Annotated in this window: 20 protein-coding genes and 1 pseudogene; 7 read left to right on the top strand and 14 right to left on the bottom strand. The window is 68.9% G+C overall.

The features are described from left to right. From WD341_RS13875 to WD341_RS13850, 6 genes and pseudogenes are all read left to right on the top strand, one after another. A complete protein-coding gene (locus tag WD341_RS13875) occupies nucleotides 1–1,734 on the top strand; it encodes an ABC transporter permease (protein ID WP_368426061.1) in 1,734 nt (577 codons plus the stop codon). A 76-nt stretch (nucleotides 1,735–1,810) separates the two neighbouring features. Next, complete coding sequence (locus WD341_RS13870) at nucleotides 1,811–2,788, top strand: 2-hydroxyacid dehydrogenase (protein WP_368426060.1); 978 nt, start codon at nucleotides 1,811–1,813, stop codon at nucleotides 2,786–2,788. Nucleotides 2,789–2,848: 60 nt separating this feature from the next. Continuing rightward, on the top strand, nucleotides 2,849–3,616 hold the full coding sequence (locus WD341_RS13865; protein WP_368426059.1) for a FadR/GntR family transcriptional regulator: 768 nt from the start codon (nucleotides 2,849–2,851) through the stop codon (nucleotides 3,614–3,616). Nucleotides 3,617–3,691: 75 nt separating this feature from the next. Next, nucleotides 3,692–3,861, top strand: a pseudogene (locus tag WD341_RS13860) (transposase); the annotation flags it as partial. A 267-nt stretch (nucleotides 3,862–4,128) separates the two neighbouring features. Beyond that, nucleotides 4,129–4,992, top strand: coding sequence for a histidine kinase dimerization/phosphoacceptor domain -containing protein (locus tag WD341_RS13855; RefSeq protein ID WP_368426058.1), 864 nt, complete (start codon nucleotides 4,129–4,131; stop codon nucleotides 4,990–4,992). Nucleotides 4,993–5,218: 226 nt separating this feature from the next. Next, complete coding sequence (locus WD341_RS13850) at nucleotides 5,219–5,383, top strand: DUF3309 family protein (RefSeq protein ID WP_368426057.1); 165 nt, start codon at nucleotides 5,219–5,221, stop codon at nucleotides 5,381–5,383. 215 nt (nucleotides 5,384–5,598) lie between these two features. On the opposite strand, the gene WD341_RS13845 is transcribed toward WD341_RS13850, so the two are convergent. Further along, a complete protein-coding gene (locus tag WD341_RS13845) occupies nucleotides 5,599–7,008 on the bottom strand; it encodes an amidase (protein WP_368426056.1) in 1,410 nt (469 codons plus the stop codon). Nucleotides 7,009–7,281: 273 nt separating this feature from the next. Here WD341_RS13845 and WD341_RS13840 point away from each other — a divergent pair, with 273 nt between their 5' ends. Then, the gene (locus WD341_RS13840; RefSeq protein ID WP_368426055.1) at nucleotides 7,282–8,109 is read left to right on the top strand and encodes an IclR family transcriptional regulator; all 828 of its coding nucleotides are present in this window, start codon (nucleotides 7,282–7,284) and stop codon (nucleotides 8,107–8,109) included. 47 nt (nucleotides 8,110–8,156) lie between these two features. Here WD341_RS13840 and WD341_RS13835 read toward each other — a convergent pair whose 3' ends face one another. The 13 genes from WD341_RS13835 to WD341_RS13775 all read right to left on the bottom strand — a co-directional run bounded on the left by WD341_RS13835 (nucleotide 8,157) and on the right by WD341_RS13775 (nucleotide 21,793). Beyond that, nucleotides 8,157–9,404 carry an FAD-dependent oxidoreductase gene (locus tag WD341_RS13835; RefSeq protein ID WP_368426089.1) on the bottom strand — a complete coding sequence of 416 codons (1,248 nt, stop codon included), beginning with the start codon at nucleotides 9,402–9,404 and terminating at the stop codon, nucleotides 8,157–8,159. Then, complete coding sequence (locus tag WD341_RS13830) at nucleotides 9,401–9,913, bottom strand: flavodoxin domain-containing protein (RefSeq protein ID WP_368426054.1); 513 nt, start codon at nucleotides 9,911–9,913, stop codon at nucleotides 9,401–9,403. The genes WD341_RS13835 and WD341_RS13830 overlap by 4 nt, the downstream gene beginning before the upstream one ends. Nucleotides 9,914–10,001: 88 nt before the next feature. Then, nucleotides 10,002–12,377, bottom strand: a complete 2,376-nt coding sequence (locus WD341_RS13825) for a xanthine dehydrogenase family protein molybdopterin-binding subunit (protein ID WP_368426053.1) — start codon at nucleotides 12,375–12,377, stop codon at nucleotides 10,002–10,004. Next, entirely contained in the window at nucleotides 12,374–12,895 is a 522-nt protein-coding gene (locus tag WD341_RS13820; protein ID WP_368426052.1) for a (2Fe-2S)-binding protein, read from the bottom strand. Before WD341_RS13820 ends, WD341_RS13825 begins: the two co-directional genes overlap by 4 nt. After that, the gene (locus WD341_RS13815; protein WP_368426051.1) at nucleotides 12,895–13,776 is read right to left on the bottom strand and encodes a xanthine dehydrogenase family protein subunit M; all 882 of its coding nucleotides are present in this window, start codon (nucleotides 13,774–13,776) and stop codon (nucleotides 12,895–12,897) included. Before WD341_RS13815 ends, WD341_RS13820 begins: the two co-directional genes overlap by 1 nt. A 1-nt stretch (nucleotide 13,777) precedes the next feature. Then, entirely contained in the window at nucleotides 13,778–14,863 is a 1,086-nt protein-coding gene (locus WD341_RS13810; RefSeq protein WP_368426050.1) for a hypothetical protein, read from the bottom strand. Then, nucleotides 14,860–16,032: an aromatic ring-hydroxylating dioxygenase subunit alpha gene (locus tag WD341_RS13805; protein WP_368426049.1), complete on the bottom strand. Its 1,173-nt coding sequence runs from the start codon at nucleotides 16,030–16,032 to the stop codon at nucleotides 14,860–14,862. The genes WD341_RS13810 and WD341_RS13805 overlap by 4 nt, the downstream gene beginning before the upstream one ends. 232 nt (nucleotides 16,033–16,264) lie before the next feature. After that, nucleotides 16,265–17,509: an ABC transporter substrate-binding protein gene (locus WD341_RS13800; protein WP_368426048.1), complete on the bottom strand. Its 1,245-nt coding sequence runs from the start codon at nucleotides 17,507–17,509 to the stop codon at nucleotides 16,265–16,267. A gap of 3 nt (nucleotides 17,510–17,512) precedes the next feature. Next, nucleotides 17,513–18,298 (bottom strand): ABC transporter ATP-binding protein, encoded by a 786-nt coding sequence (locus WD341_RS13795; RefSeq protein ID WP_368426047.1) that lies wholly within the window; start codon nucleotides 18,296–18,298, stop codon nucleotides 17,513–17,515. Continuing rightward, nucleotides 18,299–19,072: an ABC transporter ATP-binding protein gene (locus tag WD341_RS13790; protein ID WP_368426046.1), complete on the bottom strand. Its 774-nt coding sequence runs from the start codon at nucleotides 19,070–19,072 to the stop codon at nucleotides 18,299–18,301. A gap of 2 nt (nucleotides 19,073–19,074) precedes the next feature. Then, a complete protein-coding gene (locus WD341_RS13785; RefSeq protein ID WP_368426045.1) occupies nucleotides 19,075–20,118 on the bottom strand; it encodes a branched-chain amino acid ABC transporter permease in 1,044 nt (347 codons plus the stop codon). A 7-nt stretch (nucleotides 20,119–20,125) separates the two neighbouring features. Then, nucleotides 20,126–20,998: a branched-chain amino acid ABC transporter permease gene (locus tag WD341_RS13780; protein WP_368426044.1), complete on the bottom strand. Its 873-nt coding sequence runs from the start codon at nucleotides 20,996–20,998 to the stop codon at nucleotides 20,126–20,128. A gap of 171 nt (nucleotides 20,999–21,169) precedes the next feature. After that, nucleotides 21,170–21,793: a flavin reductase family protein gene (locus WD341_RS13775; protein WP_368426043.1), complete on the bottom strand. Its 624-nt coding sequence runs from the start codon at nucleotides 21,791–21,793 to the stop codon at nucleotides 21,170–21,172. Between the last annotated feature and the right edge of the window lie 293 nt (nucleotides 21,794–22,086).

Genomic DNA, 22,086 nt, shown 5'->3' with positions numbered 1-22,086 from the left:
ATGAGCCTTGCCGCCGCCGGCACCCCGTCCGTCAGCAGCCTCGCCGCCCTGCTCGGCGGCCGCCGCCTGTTCAGCGGCCTCGCCTGGCTGGCGATCGTGGGGACGACGCTGCTGATCGCCTATCCGATCGGCTGGATCGTCTACGACGCCTTCGTCGTCGACGGGCGCCTTGACGTCGAGGGATTCCTCGCGATCGTCCTGGATCCGGCGATCCTCAAGGTCGTGACCAACACCATCGCCGTGGCCGGCCTCAGCGGCCTGCTCGCGCTCTCGGTGGGCGCCGCCTTCGCCTGGGTGAACGAGCGCACCGACGCGACCTCGGGCTGGACGCGGGACCTGCTGCCGCTGCTGCCGCTGCTGGTGCCGCAGATCGCCGGCGTCACCGGCTGGGTGATGCTGCTGTCGCCGCGCGCCGGCCTGCTCAACGTGCAGTTCCGGGCGATCTTCGGCAGCGGCCAGGAGAGCGGGATCCCGAGCGGCCCGCTGGACATCTTCACCTTCACCGGCCTCGTGCTGGTGATGGCGCTCTACCTCGTGCCCTACGTCTACCTGATCGTCTCGGCGGCGCTGCGCAACCTCGACCCCAACCTGGAGGAGGCGTCGCGGATCAGCGGCGCCGGGCCCTTCAAGACGCTCTGGCGGGTGACCCTGCCGGCGATCAAGCCCGCGCTCTTCGCCTCGATCCTGATCCTGGTGATGCTCGGCTTCGCCTTCTTCTCGGTTCCAATCATCATCGGCACCGGGGCTGGGATCGACGTGCTTTCGGTGACCATCTACAGGCAGCTCTACAACTACCCGCCGCGCACCGACATCGCCATCGTCCTCAGCCTCTTCATGATGTCGATCGTGCAGGCCGCGCTGCTGCTGCAGCATCTCGTCGCCCGGGCCGGCCGCTTCGCGACGATCGGCGGCAAGGCCGGCGGCGGCGCCAAGGTGCGCCTCGGCCGCTGGCGCTGGCCCGCGCTGGGCGCGGTGTTCTTCTACCTCATGGCGACCTCGGTGATCCCGGTCGTCGGCCTGCTGATCGTCTCGCTCCAGCCCTTCTGGACGCCGAACATCGACGTCTCGAAATTCACCCTGGCGAACTACGACTTCGTTCTTTTCGAAAGCTCCCTGAGCTCGAGCGCCCTCGTCAACAGCCTGCTGCTCGGCGCCATCGGCGGCACCCTCGGCATGCTGCTCGCGGCCTTCCTGGCGCTCTGCGGCAGCAACGTCGGCGGCACCCTGGCAAAGGCGATCGACGCGATCACCGCGCTGCCGGCCGCCTTCCCGCACACGGTGCTCGGCGTTGGCTTCCTCGTCACCTTCAGCCAGGGCTGGCTGAACATCCACGGCACGCTGCTGCTGCTGCTGCTGGTCTACCTGGTCATGTTCCTGCCGCAGGCGGCGCGCTCCGCCTCCTCGTCGCTGGCGCAGGTCGGACGCGAGCTGGTCGAGGCGTCGCACGTCTTCCGCGCCTCCTCGCTGCGCACCTTCCGGCGCATCGTGATCCCGCTGATGCTGCCGGGGCTGGTCGCCGGCTGGGTCATCCTGTTCGTGCAGATGGCCGGCGAGCTCACCGCCTCGGCCCTGCTCTCGGGGCCGTCCAACCCGGTCGTCGGCCTGGTGTTGCTCGACCTCTGGGAGAATGGATCCTTCCCGCAGCTGACGGCAATGGCGCTGATCATGACGGTGCTCGACACCGCAGTCGTGCTGCTGGTGCTGCGCTATTTCCGCGGCGCGCTGCGGTCCTGAACCGCGGGGCCCGCCCGAATCCCCGCCGACACCGCCGCCGCCGGTAGCGGTGCCGCCCACGCAAAGGAGCCTACCGATGAGAGAACGTCCCACCGTCCTGGTCACCGCCCCGCTGCCGGACGACCTGCGCGACCTCGTCGCCGCGCGCACCGACATGGTCGCGACCACCGCCGACGCGCTCGCAGCGCCGGACGAGGCGCTCGCCCAGCGCATGAAGGAGGCCGTCGGCCTGCTGACCACGATCCGCGTCAAGATCGACGACGATTTCCTCGACCGCTGCCCGAAGCTGAAGGTGGTCTCGAACTTTGCCGTCGGCTTCGACAACGTCGACCTGGAAGTGGTGCAGCGACGCCAGGTGATGATCTGCAATACGCCCGGCGTCCTGGACGCCGCCGTCGCCGACATTGCCACCGTGATGCTTCTCTGCCTCGGCCGCCGGATCTTCCAGAACGACCGCTTCGTGCGCGAGGGTTCCTGGGCCAAGGGTCCCGCCCCCTACTCCCTCGACATCGCCGGCAAGACGCTCGGGCTGCTGGGGATGGGACGCATCGGTCGCCTGGTCGCCGAGCGGGCGCGCGCCTTCGGCCTCAAGGTCGCCTACTACAAGCCGAACCGCGACGGCGAGGCGGAGGCCGCCGGCTTGGCCAACTACCTCGAGCGGGACGCCCTCTTCGCCGAGTCCGACTTCCTGAGCGTCCACTGCCCGCTCACGCCGAAGACGCGGGGCTCGATCGGCGCGCGCGAGTTCGCCTTGATGAAGAAGAGCGCCTTCTTCGTGAACACCGCGCGCGGCGGCATCGTCGACGAGGCGGCCCTGATCGCCGTCCTGCGCGAGGGGCGCATCGCCGGCGCCGGCCTCGACGTCATGGTGAAGGAGCCGATCCCGGGCGACCACCCGCTCTGCTCCCTTCCGAACGTCATCCTTCAGCCCCACATCGGTAGCGCGACTCACGAGACTCGGCGCGCGATGATAGAACTCGCCGTGCGCAACGTTCTGGCTGCGGTCGAAGGGCGGCAGCCGGAAGCGGTGGTGGACACGGCCAAGGCGGCTTGAGCGGCCGGGCGAAGGGCCCGGCCCGCCGGCCGCGGCAGGAAAAGGTGGACGTTTAGCGGCATGAAGATCGCCCGCAGCCCGGGCCTGACCGAGAAGGTCGCCCGGGCACTGATGGAGGAGATAACCGGCGGCGGCTACGAGGTCGGCGATTGGCTGCCGCCGGAGCAGGTTCTGGCGAGCCGCTTCGGCGTCAGCCGCACCGTGCTCCGCGAAGCCATCTCCCAGCTGAAGGCGGAAGGCCTGGTCCAGGGCTTCCAGGGCCGCGGCATCATGGTTGCCTCGAACCGCCTGCCCCAGACCTTCGTACTGGCGCCCGGCACCGGCACCGAGATCGAGGCGGTGATGAAGATCATCGAGCTGCGCATGGGCGTCGAGACCGAGGCGGCGGGGCTGGCGGCCCTGCATCGCACGCCCCGCGATCTTCGGGAGATGAGAACGGCGATCGAGGAGATGGCGCGGGCGCTCGAGGCGAGCGACGTCGAGCTCGGCGTCGAGGCGGATCTGCGCTACCACCGGGCCCTCTGCATCGCGACCCGCAATCCCCACTACCTCTCCTTCTACGAGTTCCTCAGCCAGTTCCTGCGCGAGAACATCTCGGTGTCGCGCCGCCACTCGGCGCGTCGCCGCCAGCGTTCGGCCGAGGCGCAGCGGGAGCACCAGGCCGTCTACGACGCGATCGAGGCCGGCGATCCCGAGGCGGCGCGTCAGGCGATGCGCCGCCACGTCGACAACACCGCGCGGCGCCTCGCGGCGGTGGCCTCGGAGGAGACCCCGGGACCGGCCGCACCCGATTCCTCCCGGCTCGACCGGATCGCGGTCGAGCCTTAGCCCGGCTCCGCCAGGGGCGCCCGCCGAGCGGGCGCAATGGATCTCGCGTGAATTGGCGGTTTGGTGAGCCCGGGAGGGCTGCCTGTCAGCCTCTCGACCGCCGCCGAGCGGGTCGGCCACGCCTGCGCGGTCCTGAAGCCGCTGCTGGACCTGATGGCACGGCACGTGACGGCGGCCGAGCGCCTGCACCGCGACGACACCACGGCGCCGGTCCTTGCCGAGGCAAGATCGATACGGGGCGGCTGTGCCGATCTCGCCGCTGGCTCTCGAGGCGGTGACGCGCATCGGCCGGCCGTTTTGATCTGGCGCGCGAGATCGACGGCCGGACGCCGGAGCAGCGCCGTGCGGTCCGCCAGCTGGTCGAGCACCGGAAGGCCGCCCCGGACCTGCTCCGCCGTTGCGATGGACGAAGCCGCGGCCTCCAGGGGCCGTCGCTCTCCATTTGCGCTAAATCAAAGCAGGTCCCGCCCCGACAGGCGCAACATCTCCCGGCCGCAACAGAGGAGGCTTCCGTGCCCAGTCAGGTTTCCACCGCCATCGGAACACTGAATCTGGCGATCGATCCACGAAGCCGGCGATACCCCAGCGAGCGGACGGCAGCGCTGTTTCAGCACGAGGAAGCGCTCCAGCGGGAAGTGCACCACCGTATCGGCAACAGCCTGCAGCTCATCGCGAGCATTCTGTCTCTTGACGCACACAAAGTGCATTCCGAAGAAGCGCGCCTGCATCTGGAGAACGCCCGCCGACGCATCCTGGCGGTGGCCACTGTGCAGCAGCAACTCCAGGCCTCGGGCGGCGACTTCGAACTGGCAGCCTATCTGCGCCAGCTTTGCAGGAATCTGACGGCATCGGTCGTCGGCGACGCCACGCGGATCGCGATCGACGTCCGGGCCGATGCCTGCGTGGTCTCTTCCGCGATCGCAATGAAGGTGGGGCTTATCGTCACCGAACTGGTGATCAACGCACTCAAGCATGCCTTTCTGGCCGATGCCGTCGCCGGCAAAATCATGGTGACCTTTCGCGTAAAAGGTCGCCGCTGGAGGCTGACCGTTGCCGACAACGGCGTCGGAAAGCCGACCTGCGATCAATCCCCCAACGCCACCGGCATGGGAACGGGCATCGTCGCGGCGCTCGTCAGGCAACTCGAGGGGCGCATCGAAACCTCGACCGGCCTGAACGGTTCAGGAACCTCGATATCGATCACCAGCCGTTCCGCCTGCCCCACCCACTATGACGCTGGAGAGGAAATCACGGACGGGGCCCGCATTCGAGATTCGGCAAGAGAAGTCAAAGGCAAGGGCATGGGAGCAGTCGGCAAGACCGTTGGCGACGGCGAACTGGAAGCTGAAGGGCCGCGGTCGGTTTCGACGAGATGAGCACCGTTCGACGCCGGGCGCCCTCCCCCGCCTCCCGACGCACGGACCTTGGCCCGCGGCCGGGGTTCTTGATCGACCTCATCCAGTTATGAAACGCAGTGTGCTTGGTTTGGTCATCGATGCCTCGCGGCCGGCGCTCCTGCCGGGGCGGCAAAAGTCGATCCGGAGTCCACGCTCGCGCGCAAAGCGCATGCATCCGCCCACTGCGGCAAACGGGAGATAAATCATGTCGATCGGGCTCATACTCGTTATCATTCTCGTCATCTTCCTGCTGGGTGGCTTCAGCGGCCGCTTCGGCGGATACGGGTACGGCTTTGGGCACGGCGGTATCGGTGTCATCGGGGTCGTTCTGATCATCCTGGTCGTTCTGCTTCTGACGGGGCGACTCTGATCTCACGCGCTAGTTTTATCGGATGGCGGCCGCGGTACTCGGAGCGAACGACGTCGAGCGCGGCGTCGAGGCGGACCCGTGCTACCGCCGGTCCCTCTGCATCGCGACCCAGGCCATCTACGACTCGATCGAAGCAGGGGATCGCGAGGCGGCCCACCAAGCGATGGACCGGCTTCCGCCGCCGGCTCCAGGCCTCTGGCCTCGTGGTCGACCGGCTATTCGAACTGTGGTGGGGCTCCCACCTCGATGCCCCGCGCCTTCTCGTATGCCTGGGCGAGTGCCAGGACCGTCGCCTCCCCGAACCGCGGGCCGACGATCTGGAGCCCGATCGGCAGCCCGGCCTTCGAGAAGCCGCAAGGCAGGGTGATCGCCGGGCATTGCGCCAGGTTCACGGGATAGCCGAAGGGCGTCCAGGCGCGCGGGTCGGCCCGATCCTCGAAGCTCTCCGGCACCCAGCGATCGGCGGCGAAGGCCGTGACGCTGGTCGTGGGGGTCAGCAAGAGGTCATAGTCCTGGAAGAAGCGCGCGAAGGCCCTGCCGAGCGCGCGGCGTTGGTCCTGTGCCTCAAGGTAGGTGTTGAGGTCGATCGCGGCGCCCCGGCGCGCAGCGTCGCGCAGTTGCTCGCCGACCAGCGCGAGCTGCTCCGGACCGAAACTCCTCAAGGCGTAGGCGAAGCCGGAGCGGAACAGTGTGTTGAAGGTCTCGATGGGGTCGACGACCCCCGGATCAGCTTCGACGACCTCGGCCCCGAGGCCGGCGATGACTTGGGCGGCACGGCGGACAGCGCCAGCCACTTCCGGGTCGACCTGCTCGGCGTAGCCCAGGTCCGTGGTCACGGCGACACGGCAGCCCTTGAGCCCGCCGGCAGGGGCAGCGAGCCAGTTGTCCTGCGTCGGAGCAGCCAATTCGGCGTCGCGCGCATCCGGCTGTGCGAGGACAGCGAGCATCAGCGCGGCGTCCGCCACGTCGCGCGTAATTGCGCCTGGCACCGCAAGCGCGCCGGCAACGTTGGGCGGATAGGTCGGGACCCTGCCGCCCGTAGCCTTCAGCCCGACGGCCCCGCAGAAATTGGCGGGAATGCGGATCGAGCCCCCGGCGTCGGTGGCGAGTCCGGCATAGCAGAGGCCTGCGGCGACGCTCGCGGCGGCGCCTCCGCTTGATCCGCCGGAGTTCATCCCGGTGTCCCACGGATTGCGGGTGATTCCCGTCAGCGGGCTGATGGTGATCGGTCCGGCGCCGAACTCCGGCGTCGTTGTGATCCCGAGCAGAACCGCGCCCTGCTCGAGAACACGATCGACGACCGGTGCGCTTTCCGCAACGGGAGCGCTGGAGGTGGCACGCGAGCCGCGCCGGAAGGGTTCGCCCTCGACCATCAGGGTGTCCTTGACGGTGATCGGCACACCGTCGAGCGGCCCCAGCGGCGCGCCCTGGCGCCAGCGCATTTCGGAAGCGGCCGCCGCCGCCTGGGCGCGATTCTCCGTGGTCGCGACGAAGGCGTTGATCTGCGGGTTGAGAGCGCTGATTCGCTCCAGCAACTGCCGGGTGACCTCGACGGGGGAGACCTCTCGGGTGCGGTACAGGGCCGAGAGCTGCTGTATGGAAAGAAACGGGAGGCTCGGGGACATCGGATTCTCTACCCTCCGGGGTATCCAGACGCTGGGCGTCGGCGCTCTTCTGTTCCGCATTGTCTAACGCGTTGCGCATAATGTCGCAATTGCCCGTGTCGGAATTTCGTGTTGCCCATCGCCTCGCGTGTGGCACAAGAAGCTGGGTGCCTGCGGACCGACATCTTGGGCAAGGGCCGTCGGCCGTTGCCCGACAGATTTGATGCCTGCACGACCTGGCGCGGTGCACCCGCCGACGGGCGGCGACGACTATGGGAGGGCGGGGGTCGCGGAATGAGCGAAGCAGACGAACTGGAAGTAGAAATTTCCGAGAACGAGCGTCGGCGCAGCGTTCAGTCGATCAAGGTGGGGTCGACCCTCCTCGACGCCCTCGCCGACAGCAGCGGCCCCCTCCATCTCCGCGAGCTGTCCAAGCGGGCGAGGATGCAGCCCAGCAAGGCGCGGCGGTACCTAATCTCCTTTCTCGAGTGCGGCCTCGTCGAGCAGCATCCGGCGACCGGCCGCTACGACCTCGGCTCCATGGCCCTGCGCCTCGGCTTCGCGGCTCTCAGCCGGATGGACCCGGTGAGACTCAGCGTCGAGGCGGCGAGCGCGCTCTCGCAGGAGCTGGACAGGACCCTGCTCGTGTGTGTCTGGAGCGAGCGCGGGCCGATCATCATCTCCTGGTTCGACAGCAGCGAGATACTGGCCTGCAACCTGCGCGTCGGGTCGGTCTTGCCGCTGACGCTCAGCGCCAGCGGGAAGCTGTTCCTGACCCATCTTTCGCCCAAGACGACCAAACCCCTGGTCGATCGGGCGCTCCGGCAGGCCCAGACGGAGCGCAGGCTGACGGCCGCTCAGGCGAAGGAAGAGCTGGCGCAGAGCATCCGGGAAACGAGACGGGACGGCTTCGCTACCAGCAAGGGCAGCCTGCTCCCCGGCCTTGGCGCCATCGCCGTTCCGATCCTCGACAGCAGCGGCGCAATCGTCGCCGCGGTCGCAGAGATCCACAAGGCCGGGGCGAGCGAGGAGGTCGGCGGCCGGCTGGTCCAGCAGAGGCTGGTGGAGACGGCCGGCGAGGTATCCGCCCGCCTGGGCTACAAGTGGAAGGCCGAGGCCTGAGAGGCCGAGGGGCGGATCGGACCTCCTTTGGCTCAGGAGCCGGCGCCTCAGCCTGCTCCGGCGGATCGGGCCTGCTCGAGCGAGCGCATCTTGCGCCGGCAGGCGCCGATCGCGGCGCCGCTCGTCAGCTCCAGGCGGTCGATCGCGAGCCAGTCCTCCCAGCTCGTCGTCTTGTGCCCCCGCGCCCGCAACCAGTCCGCCAGGTCCGCTCTGTCGCCGGCAGCCCCGGCGGCACGCTCCGCCGCCTCCAACACCCTGGGAGCGAGGACGCGCGCCTGCGAGCGGCTGTCCGGGATGGTGCCGGTCGCCGCGCCCGCGGCCCAGCCGGCCACGAAGACGCCGGGCCAGCCGAGGACTTCGCCGCCGTCGGTGGCGAGGGGCCCGGTGGCATCCGACGCGAGGGCGGCGATGGCCGTGCCGACCTGTCCAACCGCCTGGACGACCAGCCCGGCAGGAACCGAGATCACCTCGCCCTGGCGATCGACAGTGAGCCGGCCCTGCTCGAAGCGCAGCGGCTTGGCGCCGAAAAGGAGGCGCACGGGCAGTGAGGCGGTCGAGCGGGGCGCTTCCGGCAGCCGCGCGATGATCCCGGCGGCGCCGGGGGCGCCCGGAGAAGAGGCCCCCTCCCCCGGCTCGTCGCGAAGCAGCTCGACGCCGGGCAGATCCCTGAGCTCCTCCAGCATCTCTTGCGAGAAGCGCGCGCTCTCAGGGGTGCCGCGGCCACAGAGGGTCACGCACTCGACGGCGCTGCGACGGCGCCATTCGACGAACTCCTCGGCGGCATCGCTGGCGGCAAGGGCGTCGGGCTGCTTCACGAAGAGCCTGGCCACGTCGAGAGCGACGTTGCCGTGACCGAGGATGGCGACGGTCCCGATCCCGTCCGGCAGCCGGAAGCCCTCGTAGTCGGGATGGCCGTTGACCCAGCGGGCGAGGTCGAAACCCGTGACGCAGAGGGGGCTTTCCGACCCAGGGAACTCAAGCCGCCGCGCGCCTGCGGCTCCGGCTGCGACGACCACCGCGTCGTAGAGATCGCGCAGCGTCTCGAGCGTTATCGCCTCGCCGACGGCGAGGCCGCCGAAGAAGCGGACGCGGGGGCGCTCCATGACGCGCGCGAGATTGCGGGTAACCGCCTTCGTCCCCTGGTGGTCGGGGGCGACGCCGTAGCGGATCAGTCCGAAGGGGAAGGGCAGGCGCTCCAGCACGTCGACCGCTACCGGCTCCTTCGACCTCGACAGGGCGTCGGCCAGGAAAAGCCCTGCCGGACCGCTGCCGACGACGGCGACCCTCGCGATCATCCGGGGCTCCCCCCGGCGCGGTGCGCAGCCGAGCCTTCCGCCTGCGGGTCCGCAACCGCCGCCAGCCAGCGTCCGAACCATTCCTTCGCAGCCTCGAGCGGGTCCTCGACCAGCAGGCAATCGACCTTGAGCACCTCGCCGCGGCGGGTCGCGCCACAGGCGGCCAAGGCCTCGTCCCAATTGTCGCCACCCCGCGCGAAGGTGTTCACGTAGGTGCCGTCTCCGAGCGAGATGATGCCGTAGGACAGGGACCCCAGGTCGGGCCGCGCGTCCTTCAGGGCCTGCAGCGTCGGTTCGGCGGTTTCCGGTACGTCGCCGGTTCCGTAGGTGCTCGACACCACCAGCGCCAGCGACTCGCGCTCCAGCGCCCCGACCTCCAGTTCCTCGAGCAACTGAATGCGGAAATCGACGGTGTCAGAGAACTCCCGCTCCAGATCCTCCGCCAGGATCTCCGCAGTGCCGGTCATTGTCGCGACCAGGACGAGCAGAGAGATCGACTGCTGGCCCACGGGCCTCTCCCTCATCAAGAATTTCGACGGCAGCGGCGGACGGCGGCGCCCGTCTCACCGCCGAGCGGCGGGGCGGGCGTGCAGGCGCTCAGCTTCGGGCTGCGGCACGGTCGATCTCCCGCAGCAGGTAGCTCGGCCGCAGCGGCGTGCGGTTGATGTTCGCGCCGACCCTCGCCAGGGCGTCGGCGACCGCGTTGGTGACGGCCGGCACCGCCCCGATCACGCCGCCCTCCCCCACGCCCTTGAAGCCCCCGAGGGCATCGGTCGACGGCGATTCGATGTGGTCGAGCTTGTAGTCGGGGATGTCCTGGGCCGTCGGCATCAGGTAGTCGAGGAGGTTCGCGTTCAGGAGTTGCCCCTCGGGGTCGTAGACGATCTCCTCCATCAGGGCCTCGCCGATGCCCTGGGCGGTGCCGCCGTGGATCTGGCCGGCCACGATCATCGGGTTGATCACCCGCCCGCAGTCATGGACGATCACGTAGTCCTCGATCGTGACGGCGCCGGTGCGGCGATCGACGGCGACCGCGGCGATGTGGACGGCGTTGGCCCAGGTCGCCAGGGGCGGGTCGTAGATCTCGAGGGCCTCCAGCCCATAGCTTTCGCCCTGTGGCAGCGGCGTGCCGGACATCGAGTAGGCGACCTCGGCGACCTCGCGGAAGGAGACGCCGCGGTCGCTGCCGTCGACCAGGATCGCCCGGCTGTCGCGGAGCTCCACCTGGTCGAGCTCGACCTCGAGCAGGTAGGCGGCGATGCGCCTGATCTTGCGCCCCAGCGTCTCGGCCGCCTTGATCACCGCGCCGCCCCCGGCGACGGCGCTCCGGCTCGCAAAGGTGTTGGTGCCGTATGGCGCCGAGGCCGTGTCGCCCTCGGCGACGAAGACGTCCTCCGCCCTGGCCCCGATGTAGTCGGACAGCACCTGGGCGAAGGTCGTCAGATGGCCCTGCCCGGCCGCAGCCTGGCTGACCTGCAGGGTGATCTGCCCGGAAGGCTCGATGCGCACGACGGCACTGTCGAAGCCGGGCACCTTGGTGAGGCCACGGACCCGCCACCCCGCCGAGCCGGCCCCCGACACCTCGGTGAAGTTGCAGATGCCGATGCCGCGCAGGATCTCGCCGGAGTCGCCCGCCGCGGCTTGGCGCGCGCGAAAACCTTCGTAGTCGGCGAGGACCATCGCCCGGCGCAGGCATTCCTCGTAGCTGCCGGTGTCGTAGCGGACACCGAGCACGTTCGTATAGGGCAGCTGGTGCGCCTTGACGACATTGCGCAGTCGAACCTCGGCCGGGTCGATCCCGAGCTTGCGGCCGATCCGGTCCATCAGCCCTTCCATCGCCATGAAGCCGGAGGGCTGCCCGACGCCCCGGTAGGCCCCCGAGGGACAGGTGTTGGTGGTCACCGAGCGGGCGCGGTAGGCGTAGTGGCGGATGTCGTAGGGCCCGACCAGCATGCGGGCAGCGCCTGTCGTCTCCAGGGAGCAGCCGAAGGGATAGGTCGAGTAGGCGCCGGCGTTGGTGACGATCTCGGCGCGCAGCGCCTTGATCCGCCCCGTCGCGTCGATGGCCGCCTCGAGCTCGATGATGTGGTCGCGCGCGTGAATGCTGGTCAGCAGCTCCTCGCGACGATCCTGAACCCACTTCACCGGGCGCCGCAGGTCCAGCGCGATCGCCGCCGTGGCGACCTCCTCGGTGTAGAACTGAGCCTTGGTGCCGAAGCCGCCGCCGACTTCCGGCGTGACCACGCGCACCTTCGGCTCGGGAAGGCCGAGCAGGTCGGCCAGCGCCGTGCGGACAAGGTGAGGTATCTGCGTCGAGGTATAGAAGACGAGCGAATCCGCGACGTGGTCGAGAATCGCCAGGCAGCCGCGCGGCTCCAGAGGCACGCCGGCGACGCGGCCCTTGCGGAAGCGCTCGCGGACGACCAGCTCGCCTGCCTGGAAGGTCTCCTCGAAGCTGTCGGTCGCGAAGGTCGACTCGAACATGACGTTGCCCGGGACTTCGTCGTGCACCAGCGGCGCCGCCGGCTGATCCGCCTGCTCCAGGGTCACGGTGGCATCCAGAAGATCGTAGTCGACCGCCACCAGGTCGATGGCATCCTGGGCCGCATAGGCGTCCTCGGCGACCACCACCGCGACGTGCTCCCCGACGAAGCGGACCACCTTGTCGGCCAGGATCGGGCGCGGAGTCCCGCGGTAGCCGGGAAAGTCGATCACCGTGTGCACCGGCTTGGTCAGCCGGCTCATCTGTTCGGCGGTGTAGACCGCGACGACGCCGTCGAGCGCCAGCGCCTCGCTGGCGTCGATGCCGCGGATCTCCGCCCGGGCGTGCGGACTCATGACAAATCCGAGGAAGAGCGTGTCCTTCGGCTCGGCGATGTCGTCGAGGAAGCGGCCCTCGCCGCGCAGCAGGTAGGAGTCCTCGCGGCGGCGAACCGGCCTGCCGATGTTGCCCTTGTGCCCCGGCGCGATCACGAGGCGTCTCCCGTGCCGGACGAGGCCGCTTCGCCCTCGCGGCCGGAGGCGCGCGCGATCGCCTTGACGATGTTGGTGTAGCCCGTGCACCGGCAGAGGTTGTTGCTCAGCGCCGCCCGGATGTCGGAGTCGCTCGGGCTGGGGTTCTCGGCGAGAAACTCCTCCGCGGTCAGCAGCACCGCCGGCGTGCAGAAGCCGCACTGCAGGGCATGCTCCTCATGGAAGGCTTGCTGGAGACGCTCGAGCCGCCCGTCCGCCGACAGCCCCTCCACCGTCTCGATCTCGTGGCCCTGGAGGGCGACGGCGAAGTGGAGGCAACTGCGCGCGGTGCGCCCGTCGATGCGCACGGTGCAGACGCCGCAAACGCCGTGCTCGCACCCAATGTGCGTCGCCTTCATGCCCACGTCGTGCCGGATGAAGTCGGCCAGCAGCCGCCGCGGCTCCACATGCCGCGTGTAGCTCTTGCCGTTGATGGAAAGCGTCACGTCGACCCGCTGTCGACCCTGCTGCTCAGACATCAGGCACTCCTCGGCGTTGGCTGGGGTTCGGCCGCGGCCTCGGCGAGCGCCCGCTCGACCAGAACACCCGCGAGCTGCTTGCGATAGGCGCCGTCGGCGTGGAAGTCCCCGGCCATCTCGACCTCCTGGGTGGCGAGACGGCCCATCTCGCGCCGCGTCGCCGCGTCCACCGGCGACCCCAGCAACTGGCGCTCCGTGCGGTGAAGCCGCCTTGCCGTGCTCTCCCCGCCCATCACGGCAATGCGGACAGAACTGCATTTCCCATCCTCGATCCCCAGCTCGAGAGCGACTCCCGCCAGGGCGAAGCCGTGCTTGCGGTTGCCCATCTCGAGAAAGGCCGAGCGGACTCCCCGCGGCTGTCGCGGGAAACGAGTCGCCTCGAGCATCTCCTGCGGTTGCAGGCAGTTCTCGAGCGCCCCCACGAAGAAGTCAGCGGCGGCGATCTCGCGCCGGCCGGACGGGCCGTTGACCAGCATGACGGCGTCGAGGGCGAGCGCCACGGCCGGGAGCTCGGCCAGCGGGTCGGCGTGGGTCAGGCTCCCGCAGACGGTGCCCCGGTTCCGGTTCGAGCGCCCGCCGACGTGGCGAAGCGCCTCCGCCAGCAGCGGGCAGCTCCGCCGCGCGCCGGGATGGTTCTCGACGTCCCACTGGCGCGCGAGCGCGCCGCACAGGACGCCGTCCTCCTCTTCGCGGATGTAGGACAGCTCGGCGCAGTCGTTGATGCTCACCAGAACCGCCGGCTGCAGCATCCGGAAGTTCATCAGCGGCACCAGGCTCTGCCCGCCGGCCAGGATCCGGGCGTCCTCGCCGTGCTCGCGAAGCTCCAGGAGCACCTCGTCGAGGGCCCTCGGCGAGCGGAACTCGAAGGCGGCTGGCTTCATCTCAGTCCTCGTCGCTGTCCGACTGCCCGTGCCGCGCAAGCGCGACGTCGGCCTTGGTGCGCAGGAAGCCTGCCGCCGCGACCAGCTCGTCCGGCGCGACCGCGACGCCGCCATCGATCACGAGGACGTCCTCGACCCAGATCGACTGCTCCGTCAGGACGACGTCGGGATGGTTCTCGCCGCCGCCCGGCACCCACCACGGCAGGCCGAGGCCGACGGCGTTCGCACCCATCACGCGGGAGTCCTCGATGAAGGAACTGCCAGTGCTGCGCGCCGTCGGGTGCATCGCGAAGGTGAAGTGGATGACGTAGCCGTAGTCGCCGCCCCCCGCGCGCCTGAGGCACCGGTCAAGCACGAGCCGGTCCGACCCGCCGCCGGTGACGCTGCGAACCTTACCGTCTACCTCGATCGTGATCGGGCTCTCGAAGGGCGTGAAGAACTCGTGAAATCCTGCCGCCGTGCGGATGACCCCGCGCACCGATTCCATGTCCGGGAACATCGTGCAGGAGCCCGGCACCAGGTAGGTCCCCGGCTCGACCGCGCGCCGCGGCTTGGCGTAGGCGGACTTGCCGAGGCGGAAGGTGACGTCGCTGCCGAGGGTGTCGGTGACGCGGATCTTCTGGCCCTCGGGCTTCGTCAGGACCTCCGAGAACCCGTCGAAGGCCCGCTGGTAGTCGTCCAGGTCGACTCCGCCGAACAGGCGCTCGATGCCGCCGGCCTTCAGGTCGCCGGCCAGCAGGTAGCGGATCCTGCCCGTCTTCATCGCCTGGTCGTGGACTTCCGACCCCGCCATGTAGGGGAAGGTCAGGTCGATCCAGACTTGGCACTCACGGACCGCCGCGCCCAGGGCTTTCGGAACGAAGGCGTCGCCGAGCTTGCCCTGAAAGGGCAGCTGCGGGATCTCGACCGTCACCGGCCGCGCCCCGGCCGCCAGCACGCTCGCGAAGACCGCCTCGGCGGCGGCGACGTCGGTCGCGGTGTCCACGGAAATCAGCACGTCCTCGCCGCGGCGGACGTTCATGTAGTCCGCGACCAGGACGTCAGCGGCCAGGCGCAGCTCCGCCCGCGGAGCGCCGGGCCGCCTCACGCCCCTGCCCCGGTGCCCGCTCCGCGGTCGCCGAAGATGCGGTCGAGGTAGCCGTTCAGGTAGTGGTGCAGCGGCTTCTCGAGGGCAGACATGCGGCCCGCCACATAGGTCGGCGACGACATCGCCCGCTGCATGGATTCCATCATCGAGGAATCCTCGCCCAGCACCTTCAGCTGGTACTCCTCGTAGATCGCCAGCTTCTCCTCGATGTCGGGACGCTCGAACACCTCTTCCGGGAACAGGTGGTAGACGAAGACCTCGCAGCGATCCGGGCCCAGCGGCCAGGCGACGAAGGGACGGACGCAGTCGATGCGCCCGAAGATCGTGAGGTTGGGCATCATGAAGCCGTGGGAGGCGAAGCTGACCTCGCGGTCTTCCATCCAGGGCATCTTGCCGAGCAGCAGCTCGCCGCCGGGTGTCGGTGGCGCGGCCTGGTACCAGATCGAGAACTCCCCGCGATCGCGCAGGACCACGTCGTCGTTGCTCCAGGTGAAGTTCGAGCCGAAGGTTCCCGCGTGCAGGACGTTCACATGGTAGAAATCCATGATGTTCTCGGGCACGAACTTCCAGTTGCAGTTCAGCTCAAGGCGGATCTTGTTGCCGAGCCGGCAACGGTCCATCTGCAAGAAGCCGAAGTCCTTTTCGAAGGGCGCGATGGCCTCCTCGAAGGGGCGGCCCTCCAGGTCGAAGCAGACGAAGATGGAGCCGCGCCAAAGCTCCAGGCGCAAGGGACGCATCCTGCAGTTGGCCTTGTCGAAGCCCACGCTCTGGTCCATGTGCGCCGCGCCCTTCAGCTTGCCCTCGAGGTCGTAGACCCAGCCGTGGTAGGGGCATTTGAAGGAGCGGGCGTTGCCGGAGCCCTCGGCGACCTCGACGCCTCGGTGGACGCACATGTTGTAGAAGGCGCTGAGCTGGCCCTTCCTGTCGCGCGCGACGACGATCGGCTCGCCGCAGATCCGCATGGTGGCGTAGTCGCCGGGATTGGGCAGTTCCTCGACGCGGCCGACGAACAGCCACTCCTTCTTGAAAAGGACTTCGACCTCGCGCTCGTAGATCTCTGGCGAGTGGTAGATCGCGCCCGGTGCGTGGGAGGCCTGCTCTACGGAGCGCCTCGGCCCCGAGAGGTCGACCTTCGCCGTCTGCGCGCCTGGCATTGAGCCGCTATCCATCTGCATCGCCTCCTTCGCCACTGCGAGCAATTAGGCGCTCGCCGGACCGTCCGCCTTGCCTTCGAGCCCGTTCGGGAGCGCGCACGGCGCCTCACCCGGGCGATTCGAGCCTAGCAAAGTTATTACGCATTGCAAAATCTTTGTCGCATAGCGGCCCCGCACCGAAGAGCAGCAGTCACGAAAATGGCCGCCGGGACAGGCCCGGCGGCCACATCGTCCAGCCCGGAGGCGGCTAGTTCTTCTGGTGGGCCGGCAGCGGATGGATGATCTCCGCCGTCTTCAGCTCTGGCGGGTAGACCAGCCGGGGCGCGCCGTCCTGGAACTGGCTGGGATAGACCATGCCGCCCTGGTTGAGGCCGTCGTCGGCGAACCTGACGGTCGAGAAGAACGTCTCCCCGTCCATCTCGATCAGGGACTCGCGCAGCTTCTCGGGGTCGCCGCCACCCCCCGCGGCAACCAGCGCCATGACCCCGACGACGATGGTGTTGGCGGCGTTCGCGGCGACGAAATCCGGCGGCGCCTCGCCGTAGGCCTCCTGGTACCTGGCGGAGAAGTCCCGGCTCGTGCCGAAGATCGGGTCGCTCGTCGAGTCGAGCGTCGGATCCCAGAACCCCGGCACGAAGACGCCCTCCAGGTCCGAGCCCAGCGACTCCGCCAGATTCGTGGGTGCCTCGACGATGACGACCGGCGGGAAGTAGCCCGTCGCCTGCATCTCCTTGTAGACCGCGATGATGTCCGGCGTGTAGCAGTTGATGATCAGGATGTCCGGCTCAAGGCGACGGATCCGGTCCAGGGCCGAGGAGAAGTCCTGCGAGTTCGGCGGGAAGAACTCGGTCCCGAGCAGTTCCAGCCCGGCCTTCTCGACGTCGGACGGAACGTACTGCTCGGCGGTGAAGACGCCCAGCTCGTCCCGTGGGGTGATCATCGCGACGGTCCGGACCGACGGGTCGTCGAGCTGGGAGACCATCTCCAGAATCTGCGTATAGTACAGGCTGAACGGCGGCATCGGGCCGAAGACGTAGGGCGCGCCCTTCTGGCCGGCGAACACGCCGTCGACCTGGGCCCACAGCGAGAGCATCGGGGTGCGCAGCCGCTGCGCCACCGGGATGATCGTCTTGGCGTTGACGCTGCCGACCCCGGCGATCACCAGGTCGGAGTCGATCGCCCGCTCGACGAGCCGAGCCGCCGTCACGGCCTCCGATTTGTCGTCGTATTCCTTGATCCCGACCTCGATCGGCGCGCCGTCGATCTCCAGGCCGGACTCGTTGGCCGCCGTGACGGCCAGGTCGATGCCTCGCTTGAGCTCGAGGCCGTAGCGCGCCATGCGACCGGAAAGGCTGTTGATCACGGCGATCTCCAGCTCGTTCGCCGCGGCCTGCGCACGGCCGATGAAGGGCGCCTGGACGGCAGCGGCACCGACCAGGGTGGCGGCACCGGCCTTCAGCAGCCGACGACGTGAAACCCGTGGGAAAGTCATTTTCTAGCCTCCAAGGTAGGTTGTTATTATCTGCGGATCGGCGAGCAGGTCGCGGGCCGGGCCCCTGAGTGCGACCTGGCCCGACGACACGACGGTGGCCCTGTCGGAGAAGCCGAGGGCGACGGAGACGTCCTGCTCCACGAGCAGGAGCGTCGTTCCCGCGGCGTGGATCTTCGAGAGGATGTGCAGCAGTTCCTCGACGATGATCGGCGCCAGTCCGAGCGAGAGCTCGTCGATGATCAGGAGCTTCGGCGCGGTCATCAGGGCGCGGCCGATCGCACACATCTGCTGCTCGCCGCCGGAGAGCGTACCGGCCAGCTGGCGCCGTCGCTCGGACAGCTTCGGAAAGAACTCGAAGATCTCGGCCAGCGCCGAATTGACGGAGGCCCGCGTCTTGCCGGGCCGGCGGAAGGCGCCGAGTCGCAAGTTCTCCTCGACCGTCAGGCCGCGAAACACCCGGTGCCCCTCAGGGGCATGGCCGACCCCGCAATCCACGATCTCCGCCGGCGACCGGCCGGCCAGCTCGTTTCCGCAGAAGTCGATCGAGCCGGCGCTTGGCTGGATCAGCCCTGAGATCGCGCGGAGCAGCGTGGTCTTGCCGGCGCCGTTGCCGCCGATGATCGCATGGACCTCGCCGGCCGCGATCTCGAGGTCGAGCCCGTGCAGCACCTGGATCGGGCCATAGCCCGCCCGCAGGCCGGTGACGGTCAGGACGGGACCTGCCGGCGCCGCGCGTGCGGAGCCGGAATCGACGGGCCCGGGAGCGGTCTCGAAATGACGGAGGGACATCTAGGCGGTCCTGCCTTCGCGGAGCCTGGCGTAGCGGTCGACGGCACCGCTGACGTCGCCGAGGTAGGCGAGCTGGACCTGCTCGTCGGCAACGATATCGCTGGGTGTGCCCTCGGCGAGCTTGGCGCCGTTCGCCAGCACCACGACACGGTCGCTGACCGCCATCACGGCTTTCATGATGTGTTCGATGAAGATGATGGTCGCGCCCGCGCTGCGGACGGAGCGGATGAGGTCCAGCGCCTCCGTGACCTCTGTCTGGTTCAGGCCGCCGAGCGGCTCGTCGAGGAAGATCAGGGACGGCTCGGTGGCGAGGCAGCGCGCCAGCTCCAGCCGCTTCAGGCCCGCCGTGGTAAGGGAGACGGCCCTGTCGTCCGCCGCCTCCCCGAGCCCGACGTCGTCCAGCACGGCACGCGCACGCGCCTCGGCCGAGTTTCTGGTCCGGCCCGTCCGACTCGAGCCGAAGAGCGCGGCCGTCATCACGTTCTCCAGGACCGTCATGCCGCCGAACGGCTGGGGCACCTGGAAGGTGCGCGCCATGCCGAGCCGGCACCTCTGGTGCGGACCGAGCCGGGTGACGTCGCGGCCCTCGTACAGCATCGTCCCGGAGGTGCTCGGCAAGGCGCCCGTCAGCAGGTTGACGAAGGTCGTCTTGCCCGCGCCGTTCGGCCCGATGAGGCCAAGGATCTCGCCCTGCCCGACATCCAGCGAGACGTCGTTGACGGCGGCGAGGCCGCCGAAGCGCTTGGAGAGGTTGCGGACTTCCAGCAGCGCCATGATCACTTCACCTGGTAGCGGCGAAGGTTCGCGGAGATCACCCGCAGGGACAGAGCCCTGGGTCCCTGCCTGAACAGCTCGATCAGGCCGTCCGGCTGCAGCAGCACCACCACGACCACGATCAGGCCCGAGATGATGGTGCTGAGCTCGGCGAACTCGACCCCAATCATCTCGTTCAGCGAAAAGACGATGAGAACGCCGATGATCGGCCCCCAGGTCGTCCCGCGGCCGCCGAGGAAGACCATGACGATGATCTCGAAGGTCAGCGTGATGTCGAAGGCCGAGGTCGTGTCGACCGTCCCCAGCCAGGCTGCCCAGACCGCGCCGGCGGTCGCGGCCAGGGCCGCGCTGACGACGAAGATGCCGAGCTTGACCCCGGCCACCGAGATGCCTATGGCCGCCGCCGCGGGCTCGGCGTCGCGGATGGCCTTCAGGGCCAAGCCCCAGCGCGAGCGCTCGAAGAGCATCACGATCAGCATGGCGACGCCGGCCAGCACCGCCATGGCGTAGAAGAACACGCGGTTGTAGGCGGCGCCGTCCAGCTCCATCAGCCCCACCTCGGCGATGATGTTCTGCGAGATGGCGCCGTGGAAGCCGAAGGCGCTGAAGTTCAGGAAGCCATTTACCAGCGCTTCGTTGATGATCAGGGTCGCGATCACGAAGTAGTGGCCCTGCAGCCGGAGCGTCGGCAGGCCGACGACCAGCGCCGCGCTGACCGCCAGGGCCACGCCACCCAGGCCCGCAAGCAGCAGCGGCACGCCGTTGATCAGGAAGATCGTCATGCCGATGGCGCCGAGTCCGAAGAAGGCCGAGTGCGCGAGGGACATCAGGCCGACGTACCCGCCGATCAGGTTCCACGCCTGGGCCAGGGCGATGTACATCATGATCGTTCCGGCGACCCGGATGCCGTAGGCGCCCGTCACCTCCGGCAGCAGGAACAGCATCAGCGCCAGCGGCACCGCCCAGGCGGCGACCCACGGTCCGCCACCGAGTCGCCGCTGCCAGCGCAGCAGCCCTCCTCCGGAAGCGGTTGTCTCGAGCTTCATCGGCACCTCAGGATTCGTAGAACTGGCGGCCCAGCAGGCCCGCGGGCCTCACGGCGAGCACGAGGAGCACCATCACGGTGCCGGCGAGCATCGCGTAGGTCGCGCCCCAGAGGTTGGCCACGATGCTGGAGACGAGGCCGAGCGTCAGGGCGCCGACCAGCGGTCCGAGCATGCTGCCCAGCCCACCCAGCACGCAGACGATCAGGACCTGCAGCAGGTGATGGTCGCCCATCTGCGGCGAGACGCTGTAGATCACCGCCATCAGCGCGCCCATGGCCCCGGCGAGCGCGGCCGAGATGCCGCCGGTGATGTTGAATATGAAGCGCGGCCGGATGCCGACCAGCTGGGCCGATTCCATGTCCATCCGGGTCGCGCGGATCGCGATCCCGGTCTCGGTGCGGTCCATGAACCACCAGACGGCGGCTGTCAGCGTGAGGGCGATCACCATGGTGACCACGCGCGCGTTGGTCAGCTGCGCCCCGCCGATCTCGAGCGAGCCGCGCAGGTAGTCCGGCAGCGCGATGCTGCGGTACTCGGCCGTGAAGTAGTAGAGGGCGGCGCCGACGATGACCAAGTTGACGCCGTAGGTGAGCGCGATCGGCAGCGACCCGGGGCCGCGCGCCACGTAGTTCAGCAGGCCACGCTGCATCAGCCAGCCGACGCCGAACATCAGCAGCATCACGACCGGAATCGCGGCCACCGGATCGAACCCGATGCGCCAGAGCCAGTAGGTGGCGTAGGCGCCCATCATGATGAAGGCGGCGTAGGTCAGGTTGAGGACGTTGAGGACGCCCCAGACGAGGGCGAACCCCAGAGCCCCGATCGCGTAGAGCCCTCCCAGCAGCAGGGCGTCGAAAATGATCTGTAAAGCAAGCGACATCGCGGCTTCCCGGCCAGCATCTCCTGGGTCGCCACTATGGAAGATAAATTCCGCAATGCGCAATTTATTTTGCGAAAGCACCCACTCGCCTGGGCGAGTCGAGCGCCCGTAAAGCTCCCGTCGAGCTGCCCTTGAGGCGCCCCCCTCCCGGAGCCGCGAGGGCGAAGCGCCTCAGGCCGCCGCGGTCGGTCTCGGCATCGTGAAGGTCTCCTCGGTGACGGCGTAGTCCATGTAGCCGAGGCGGGAGATCGCCTTGAGGCGCTCGGGCCGGACCATGCCGTCGACGATCGCCGAGTCGCGGACCTGCACGCCCAGGACGCGCCCGAGCACCATGTGGTTGGGCACGCCCCCCACCTCACCTGGCAGCTCGATGATTTGCTCGAGCCGGCATTCCAGGTGGAGCGGCGATTCCTTGACCCGCGGCGGCGCGACCAGCATCGAGGGCTCCGGCGTCACGCCGGCCGCCTCGAACTCGTCGACCTGACGCGGCAGGGGTGCCGCCGAGGCGTTGACGGCGTGACGGAGCTCGTAGGTCGCGAGGTTGACGACGAACTCCCCGCGCTCCCGAAGGTTGCGCAGCGAGTCCTTCTCGCCGCCTTCGACATGCGCCCCGTTGGGACAGAACATGACCAGCGGCGGACGCTCGCTGACCAGGTTGAAGAAGCTGAAGGGCGCCAGGTTGACGCGGCCAGCGGCGTCCATGCTCGAGATCCAGCCGATCGGCCGCGGCAGCACGCAGGCCTTGAGCGGGTTGTAGGTCAGGCCGTGGTCGTTGCGCTCGGTCTCGTAGAACATCGGATTCCTTTCTGCGTTCCGCCGGCGAGCTTCTCGCGACAAACGGTTCAGGTTGGATCGGCTCGCAAATCGGCGGCGCCGGGGTGTGAGGCATCGAGGGCTCGTGGCCGGTCTAACGGGCGGGCTGATGGAGGCTGGGTAGACTATGCAGCCCCGGAGCCGGCGCCAGTTGGATCGGCGGCGCCTCTTCCGCAACTGGCAGGACGGCGCCGCGAGGCGGCATGCCATGGCCGATCTGTTTGCGAGTTGGTGAGCCCGCCCGGACTCGAACCGGGGACCCGCTGATTAAAAGT

The sequence above is a fragment of the Tistlia sp. genome, assembly GCF_040905785.1.
In the GTDB taxonomy this organism is placed as follows: domain Bacteria; phylum Pseudomonadota; class Alphaproteobacteria; order Kiloniellales; family DSM-21159; genus Tistlia.
This window is presented reverse-complemented; position numbering and strand designations above follow the sequence as displayed.

Bases quoted from the DNA above. Each gene is read 5' to 3' on its own strand.
- WD341_RS13875 (WP_368426061.1), top strand. From the start codon at position 1: ATGAGCCTTGCCGCCGCCGGCACCCCGTCCGTCAGCAGCCTCGCCGCC.
- WD341_RS13870 (WP_368426060.1), top strand. From the start codon at position 1,811: ATGAGAGAACGTCCCACCGTCCTGGTCACCGCCCCGCTGCCGGACGAC.
- WD341_RS13865 (WP_368426059.1), top strand. From the start codon at position 2,849: ATGAAGATCGCCCGCAGCCCGGGCCTGACCGAGAAGGTCGCCCGGGCA.
- WD341_RS13850 (WP_368426057.1), top strand. From the start codon at position 5,219: ATGTCGATCGGGCTCATACTCGTTATCATTCTCGTCATCTTCCTGCTG.
- WD341_RS13845 (WP_368426056.1), bottom strand. From the start codon at position 7,008: ATGTCCCCGAGCCTCCCGTTTCTTTCCATACAGCAGCTCTCGGCCCTG.
- WD341_RS13840 (WP_368426055.1), top strand. From the start codon at position 7,282: ATGAGCGAAGCAGACGAACTGGAAGTAGAAATTTCCGAGAACGAGCGT.
- WD341_RS13835 (WP_368426089.1), bottom strand. From the start codon at position 9,404: ATGATCGCGAGGGTCGCCGTCGTCGGCAGCGGTCCGGCAGGGCTTTTC.
- WD341_RS13820 (WP_368426052.1), bottom strand. From the start codon at position 12,895: ATGTCTGAGCAGCAGGGTCGACAGCGGGTCGACGTGACGCTTTCCATC.
- WD341_RS13815 (WP_368426051.1), bottom strand. From the start codon at position 13,776: ATGAAGCCAGCCGCCTTCGAGTTCCGCTCGCCGAGGGCCCTCGACGAG.
- WD341_RS13805 (WP_368426049.1), bottom strand. From the start codon at position 16,032: ATGGATAGCGGCTCAATGCCAGGCGCGCAGACGGCGAAGGTCGACCTC.
- WD341_RS13800 (WP_368426048.1), bottom strand. From the start codon at position 17,509: ATGACTTTCCCACGGGTTTCACGTCGTCGGCTGCTGAAGGCCGGTGCC.
- WD341_RS13795 (WP_368426047.1), bottom strand. From the start codon at position 18,298: ATGTCCCTCCGTCATTTCGAGACCGCTCCCGGGCCCGTCGATTCCGGC.
- WD341_RS13790 (WP_368426046.1), bottom strand. From the start codon at position 19,072: ATGGCGCTGCTGGAAGTCCGCAACCTCTCCAAGCGCTTCGGCGGCCTC.
- WD341_RS13785 (WP_368426045.1), bottom strand. From the start codon at position 20,118: ATGAAGCTCGAGACAACCGCTTCCGGAGGAGGGCTGCTGCGCTGGCAG.
- WD341_RS13780 (WP_368426044.1), bottom strand. From the start codon at position 20,998: ATGTCGCTTGCTTTACAGATCATTTTCGACGCCCTGCTGCTGGGAGGG.
- WD341_RS13775 (WP_368426043.1), bottom strand. From the start codon at position 21,793: ATGTTCTACGAGACCGAGCGCAACGACCACGGCCTGACCTACAACCCG.